8 protein-coding genes and 1 pseudogene are annotated in these 6181 nt (G+C 40.1%); 7 read left to right on the forward strand and 2 right to left on the reverse strand.

Translation table 11 applies throughout. The features are described 5' to 3' along the window. Positions 1 to 2: 2 nt before the first annotated feature. Positions 3 to 215: a DUF1414 domain-containing protein gene (locus tag H5200_RS01845; protein ID WP_016707302.1), complete on the reverse strand. Its 213-nt coding sequence runs from the start codon at positions 213 to 215 to the stop codon at positions 3 to 5. Positions 216 to 277: 62 nt separating this feature from the next. On the opposite strand from H5200_RS01845, the gene yejK reads away from it, so the two are divergent. The 7 genes from yejK (at position 278) to H5200_RS01880 (ending at position 5411) form a co-directional block, all read left to right on the forward strand. Beyond that, entirely contained in the window at positions 278 to 1291 is a 1014-nt protein-coding gene (yejK, locus tag H5200_RS01850) for a nucleoid-associated protein YejK (RefSeq protein WP_149982371.1), read from the forward strand. Positions 1292 to 1590: 299 nt separating this feature from the next. Continuing rightward, positions 1591 to 2382: an alpha/beta fold hydrolase gene (locus H5200_RS01855; protein ID WP_182760849.1), complete on the forward strand. Its 792-nt coding sequence runs from the start codon at positions 1591 to 1593 to the stop codon at positions 2380 to 2382. 342 nt (positions 2383 to 2724) lie between these two features. Then, complete coding sequence (locus H5200_RS01860; RefSeq protein WP_182740231.1) at positions 2725 to 3072, forward strand: hypothetical protein; 348 nt, start codon at positions 2725 to 2727, stop codon at positions 3070 to 3072. A 233-nt stretch (positions 3073 to 3305) separates the two neighbouring features. Then, a complete protein-coding gene (locus tag H5200_RS01865; protein ID WP_182718594.1) occupies positions 3306 to 3608 on the forward strand; it encodes a hypothetical protein in 303 nt (100 codons plus the stop codon). 97 nt (positions 3609 to 3705) lie between these two features. Continuing rightward, positions 3706 to 4122, forward strand: a complete 417-nt coding sequence (locus H5200_RS01870; protein WP_182760807.1) for an SMI1/KNR4 family protein — start codon at positions 3706 to 3708, stop codon at positions 4120 to 4122. A 118-nt stretch (positions 4123 to 4240) separates the two neighbouring features. Further along, the gene (locus tag H5200_RS01875; RefSeq protein ID WP_182760808.1) at positions 4241 to 4972 is read left to right on the forward strand and encodes an alpha/beta fold hydrolase; all 732 of its coding nucleotides are present in this window, start codon (positions 4241 to 4243) and stop codon (positions 4970 to 4972) included. Further along, positions 4953 to 5411: a GFA family protein gene (locus tag H5200_RS01880; protein WP_145233578.1), complete on the forward strand. Its 459-nt coding sequence runs from the start codon at positions 4953 to 4955 to the stop codon at positions 5409 to 5411. The genes H5200_RS01875 and H5200_RS01880 overlap by 20 nt, the downstream gene beginning before the upstream one ends. Positions 5412 to 5626: 215 nt before the next feature. On the opposite strand, the pseudogene H5200_RS23835 reads toward H5200_RS01880, so the two are convergent. Then, positions 5627 to 6181, reverse strand: a pseudogene (locus H5200_RS23835) (ribonuclease E); the annotation flags it as partial.

The raw sequence follows: 6181 nt of genomic DNA on the forward strand, positions 1-6181 counted from the left end.
GTCTATTTAACCGATTGCGCAAGTGCTTTGGCAAAATTGTCTGCAACCGCTTGTCTTTTCCCTGTTGGTACATGCTCTTTTAAGATATGCGTGATAGAATTTCCTAAACACATAAGACTTAAATCAACCGGCGCATTGTGCTTAGTTAACACATCAATGAGCTGATCGACGATTTGTTCTACTTCATCATTAGAATATTTTGATAAGATTGGCATCAGTTGGTTCAATAAAAGAGTTATATTCTCACATTTTAACACCAGAGGCGTGAAAAACAAAGATGGCAATAGATGTTAAAAAGTTAGTCGTTCATTATGTAGACAAAAAAGACGACGATACGCAAATTCATTTGCGCAATGACGAAATGGCAGTGAATGATAAAGTCGCTGTATTCATCGAGCAACTTCATCACGCATACAACGGCAAACCAGGTAAAGGGTACTGTGCTTTTAGTGGTGATAAAAACTCTGTAGTTGCATCAGCCATGCAAAGTTACCGCAATAGCGAGCTTGGCTTTTGGCACATGACAGAGCAAGCTTCAGCTGTACTTAAAGAGGAACTTGATAAGTACGCGTTTAACGAAACTGGCTATTTAGTATTTTGTCATTATCAATACGTAGCAACCGATTATATGCTGATTGCAATGATCAACATCAAAGAGCATTACTCTATTACCTCTGAGCTTGATTTAGCCTCGTCACGCCATTTAGATATTTCCCGCATGCAACTAGCTGCACGCATCGATTTAACTGCGTGGGACACCCAAGCAGAAGACAATCGTTATATCTCATTTATTAAAGGCCGAGCAGGGCGCAAAGTCGCCGACTTTTTCTTAGACTTTTTAGGTTGCGAAGAAGGCATCGATCCTAAACAGCAAAGCCAAGTAATGCTCAATGCAGTTGAAGATTATTTATCAGAGCAACAATTTGATAAATCTGAAAAAGACGATCTGCGTAAACAAGTATTTGATTACTGTAATGACTGCGTTACTACTGGTGAAGATGCTAACGTCAGCGAGTTATCAGCAACGCTCACCAAAGGTGACGACAACCCATTTGAAAGCTTTTGCAAAGAGCAAAGCTATGATTTAGAAGAGTCATTCCCGGTCGATAAAAAAACTGTTACCAGTATGGTTAAATTCTCTGGCCTTGGCGGCGGCGTGAGCATCAGTTTTGAGCGCAAACACTTAGGCGAACGGGTAATGTACAATGAGGCCACTGATACGTTAGTTATTAAAGGTATACCGCCGAACCTTAAAGACCAATTGCAACGGTTTATGGAAAGTGAAGACTAGCGCTTTAAGCCATAAGCCATAAGCGGTAAGTTTTAAGCAGATTTGAGTTAGTTGAAAGCGTGGTGTTTACACCGCGCTTTCTTGTTTTTGCTGTGTGCCGAAGCATAGTTACAGTCGATACTAAATTAATTAAGCTGTCTGAAAAAACCACCGCGAATAAGATTATTACTCTAGCTTTTAATACAAAAAATAATTGAACCAAAATAGTAACTTGGCTATGGTTCATTAATAAAAGTGAATTATAAAATGAGTTTATCTACAGGTTTAGTCGTTAAGGAGGAAAAGTCAAATTTGGATTGATGCTTTGCTATTTTTTTGTCACGGCAAGTGTGTTTGCCAAGCCTAGTTTTATTAAGGTTAATGGCTATGATGTTGAGTACGAAATCGCGGGGAGTGGCAAGCATACTGTATTTTTAGAGGCTGGTGGCTCTGCGGGGTTGTCTGATTGGGAGCCGGTTTTTGAAAAGTTTGCAAAGGAAGCCCGCATCATTCGTTATTCAAGAATTGGTAACGGCGGTTCTACGCAATTGAGAAAAAATTACAGCTCGGAAGAGTATGCAAACGAAGCTCTCATGTTACTTGAAGCGTTACACGTTGAAAAACCAATCGTCTATATTGCTCATTCATATGGTGCTTATACCGCAAGACGATTCGCTGCAACTTACCCTGAGTGGGTTTCAGCCCTCATGCTGATTGAGCCTGCTTCGGAGCGTGATGTTGATATCATGCGCCAAATTGATCTTGCAAAAGCTGAGAAAGAAATAGCACAAGTGAAATTAGACGATATGGCCAATGGTATGTCCAACCAGTATCTGGACTTTTGGGCGAAAAGACCATTGCCAGATTATCCACAGATCCCAGATATTCCAGTAACCGTTATTGCATCCGTGAAAAAGTATAAAAATCCGCCATTACTCTTTTTTACCGATGAAGGCCGAAAAATGTGGGGCGAATTGCATTCAGCTTGGGCTGAGTCTTTTCCACAAGGTAAAGCTGTATTAACTGATAAGAGCTATCATTATCCTCAAAATGATGAACCAGATAGGGTGGTGCAAGAAGTAATTGAACTGTTAGGCAGAATTAAAGACTAACTTTGATCCATGAGTAAACATTAATTTAAAATAATGAATTATGAGTATTGAGTTACTTCAGACAATGTAATGGTCATAGTTATATTTGGCGCAAAGCTTTGAAAAATTAACGCCTATAAATTCGTTTTACCTAAAACTGGCCAGGTGTATTCGGTTAGTTTTGATAAAAATGAAGGGATAATTGAGGTTCAGGGGTTTCGAATTGAAATGGCAGAAGTGTCTTGCCATAGTTTGGTAGAGTTTGGGAGTAATAGGCTCTATTTATTGTAAATTCACTTAATGAGCGCATATTACCTGACTGATTTGCCATGGGTTCTGATCAGATAAAAATAGGGTATTAAAATGGAAGTTTTAGAATTTCGTCAACGACTACAAACTATACTTGTAAACGAACTAAAAATGTGGAGACATCGGCTGTGCAATCAAACAATGTTAGTTTTCGATTTTGGATGTTTTGCATGGCATGGCTATTTTGAATTGAGCTTTTTAACGAACGATGAACCAGAGATGGAAATGTTTTCACGAGACGTAGACTTTATGGCACAGTGGAGACTATACGATTTCACATCTACGTACCTCTCCAAGTGGCCTCAAGCTACTGAACTGGCAATTGAAATGCAACAAAGTTATGAGTCTGCAAGCGAGCCATCTGCTAAAGCAGACGAATTCTTTCTGCATGTGCTGCTGTAGTTAAATCTAGAGAAGTCAAAGAAGTGTTGGCAACATACTCGCTAGCGAACGATTTTGAAATGCGCGTGTTAAATTCAGATGATACTTCAAATAAGAACTATTGTAACTTTAATACCTAAGAAGGCCCTGTATAATCCTTCTAAGGTTGTTATACCAAAGAGTAGGATGCTATGAGGATCACTGAGCACGCTAGAGTGCTAAAAATTGCTAAGCTCAATTTGACGAGTGGCTTAATGAAGCTCACTCTAGGCGGTTTTGTGCACGAAGACCTTGAGTTTAGGTGCAATAAACCAAAGTATTATCTTGAACCAGACGGGTTTTCATCACCTGGTTTAGACGTAATTCCGCTGTGGGAATCAGACGACATGATAACAGGTTTTTATTTTGAGGGAGCGACGCCTGTTTTCATCGTATATTATATCGATAGCCCAAGTGCAGTTAGAGAAATTGGCCGCAGTGTCGACGAGCTGATTAATTATCTTGTAGACGAATATGCAGAGAATGAAGAACAAGTGCGAAATGTGTTATCAAACTAAAGATTACATAAAATCGACATCTCGGTTACCACTTTTGTGCTGTTTTGTTGTTTAAAGCTACCACGTTTGATAGGTATTTATAAGTTAGGAAAATACAATGCAAATTGAAGAAGTCATAGCACTATTAAAAGAAAAGAATGAACCGGTCCCAAAGCCTTTACTATTACCAACGGAAGACGAAGTGTCTTGTGCTGAAAAAGACTTATCTTTTAAATTTCCAGCTCAATATCGCAAGTTTATGCTTGAAGCTAGTTGCGTTACTTTCGGTGTAAGAGAGCCAGGTTTAGTACTACCAGATTTACAACCGTATTGTTGCCTAAGAAGAATGACAAAAGATGGTCGTCAATCTGGAGTTCCTAAGGATTTTATTGTTTTCTGCGAAGAGAATGGAAATTATTTCACCATAAATGAAAAAGGTAATATTGGATACTACGATCATGATGATCTTACACACAATCTACACAATGGTGATTTCAAAGATTGGGTGATAGAAAATTGGTTAGAGTTAGAGTAAGTGCCTGCTGCCGTTTTAGCGTTTCATATTTTTTGCTCATGATTTTTGTGCACAAAAGCACTTGGCCAAAATCAAAGTTCAAGTATTTGAATGCTAACGTTGGGTGTTGAATTTAAATATGAAAATTATACTGCTTCCTGGCCTTGACGGGACTGGCCGCCTGTTTGCTAAATTGACAAAAAACTTGCCTGAAAATATAAATACTGAAGTGATCTCATATGAATCACTTGAAGGCGTAACTTATGCTAAACAAGCGGCAGAAATAGCAAAGCGTTTTAAAGATACTGATATTTATATTGTCGCGGAGTCTTATTCTGGGCAGGTGGCTTATGAGCTTTATAAGCTACTTGGCAGTCGTGTGAAAGGCATCGTATTTTTGGCCAGCTTTATCTCAGCGCCTTCTTTGTTATCTAAGTTGGCAGGCTTTTTACCCGTTAGCTTACTGTCAGCAAATTATTTAAGTAAAAAGCTACTTTATCTGTTTGGTTTTAGTTTAACGGGTGGCCAAACGTTGGTTTATCCCGTATTTGCTTCGCTGCAAACAGCGAATAAACGTAAACTCAAATTAAGATTAGGCAACATAGCTGGCCTTTCAAAACAACAGTGCGAGTTAGATTGCCCAGTGACTTATATTCGCCCTAGTAGAGATTTACTGGTAAGCGCGAGTGCGGTGAAGTACTTAGCGTCAATGTGTTCCAGCTTCAGCCAAGTTGAGATTGAAGGAGGACATTTTATAGCGCAATCAAACCCTGTAGAGTGTGCCAAGGTTATTTGTAATACATTCAACGTAGCATCAGCGTTGATAAAATTGAACTTAAAGGAAGATTATAATGGACAGTACATCTCATAAAACAAAAGGCCATTGTCGTTGTGGACAGGTAAAGTTTGAAGTTAGCGCAAAGCCAATGATCACTATGGCTTGTCATTGCACTGGCTGTCAGAAAATGACGTCTAGCGCATTTAGCTTAAGCTCATTATTTCAGCGAGCTGCCTTTTCTATTACATCTGGAGCGCCTGTTATTGGCGGGCTGCATGACAGTAGTACGCAGCACTTTTTTTGTGGACATTGTATGAGCTGGTTATTTACCCACCTAGAAGGTTTGGATGATTTTGTAAATGTTCGCTCAACAATGCTAGATGACTCTCGCACCTACAAACCATTCATTGAAACTTACACGGATGAAAAACTTGAGTGGGCTAGTACGGGGGCAAAGCACAGTTTTTGTAAGTTTCCACCGCAGGAAAAGTTTCCTGAATTGCTGCATGAGTATGCGCAAAAACAAGGATAAATATAGCATTACCCTTCATGCGCTTTTTATAAATAACAAGTGCAATGTGCTGTTTGTTTTCCATCACTATTTATCTAGTATCTCTGCTTAGGCTAGTCTGCTTTAGCTAGAACCTAGTAAATCGTTCTCTTTAACCTTATAACTGCTATTAAAAAAGCCGCGTTAATTTTCATTAACGCGGCTTTTTAGTGTGCTTTTAAGCTAAACCAAAAGTGTTAGTCAACACTCATGGTTTTAGTCATTGCAGCATTCGCGCGACCAGCTGGTTTGATAGAACCGGCACGTAAGCCGCTATCTGGAATAGCGTCACGTTTGTCGTGTGCCATCGCTTTTGGCGTATGGGCGACTTCGCTATCTGCAACGGCAGTAGGTTGTGCCATTGGCGCACTTGCTTTACCTGAAGTGATCACTGTTTTAGTGTGTGCTACAGGTTTTGCAGTAGGCTTAGTCTCTGCCATTGGTGCTTCCTCAACAACCACTTCTGGAGTAGGTTCAGCAGCAACAGGCGCTTGTTCAACCACTTCTTCAGTTGCTTCAGCAGCAACAGGCGCTTGTTCAACGACTTCTTCAGTTGGTTCTACAGCAACTGGTGCTTGTTCAACCACTTCTGGAGTTGGTTCAGCAGCAACAGGCGCTTGTTCAACGACTTCTTCAGTTGCTTCAGCAGCAACAGGCGCTTGTTCAACCACTTCTTCAGTTGCTTCAGCAGCAACAGGCGCTTGTTCAACCACTTCTTCAGTTGCTTCAGCAGCAACAGGCGCTTGTTCAAC

The sequence above is a fragment of the Pseudoalteromonas sp. SG43-7 genome (assembly GCF_014164295.1).
Classification (GTDB): Bacteria; Pseudomonadota; Gammaproteobacteria; order Enterobacterales; family Alteromonadaceae; genus Pseudoalteromonas; species Pseudoalteromonas rhizosphaerae.

What these genes read in the sequence shown, in the direction of transcription:
- H5200_RS01845 (WP_016707302.1), bottom strand. Translation starts at nt 215, where the DNA reads ATGCCAATCTTATCAAAATATTCTAATGATGAAGTAGAACAAATCGTC.
- H5200_RS01880 (WP_145233578.1), top strand. Translation starts at nt 4,953, where the DNA reads ATGGACAGTACATCTCATAAAACAAAAGGCCATTGTCGTTGTGGACAG.
- H5200_RS01870 (WP_182760807.1), top strand. Translation starts at nt 3,706, where the DNA reads ATGCAAATTGAAGAAGTCATAGCACTATTAAAAGAAAAGAATGAACCG.
- H5200_RS01860 (WP_182740231.1), top strand. Translation starts at nt 2,725, where the DNA reads ATGGAAGTTTTAGAATTTCGTCAACGACTACAAACTATACTTGTAAAC.
- H5200_RS01865 (WP_182718594.1), top strand. Translation starts at nt 3,306, where the DNA reads ATGAAGCTCACTCTAGGCGGTTTTGTGCACGAAGACCTTGAGTTTAGG.
- H5200_RS01855 (WP_182760849.1), top strand. Translation starts at nt 1,591, where the DNA reads ATGCTTTGCTATTTTTTTGTCACGGCAAGTGTGTTTGCCAAGCCTAGT.
- yejK (WP_149982371.1), top strand. Translation starts at nt 278, where the DNA reads ATGGCAATAGATGTTAAAAAGTTAGTCGTTCATTATGTAGACAAAAAA.
- H5200_RS01875 (WP_182760808.1), top strand. Translation starts at nt 4,241, where the DNA reads ATGAAAATTATACTGCTTCCTGGCCTTGACGGGACTGGCCGCCTGTTT.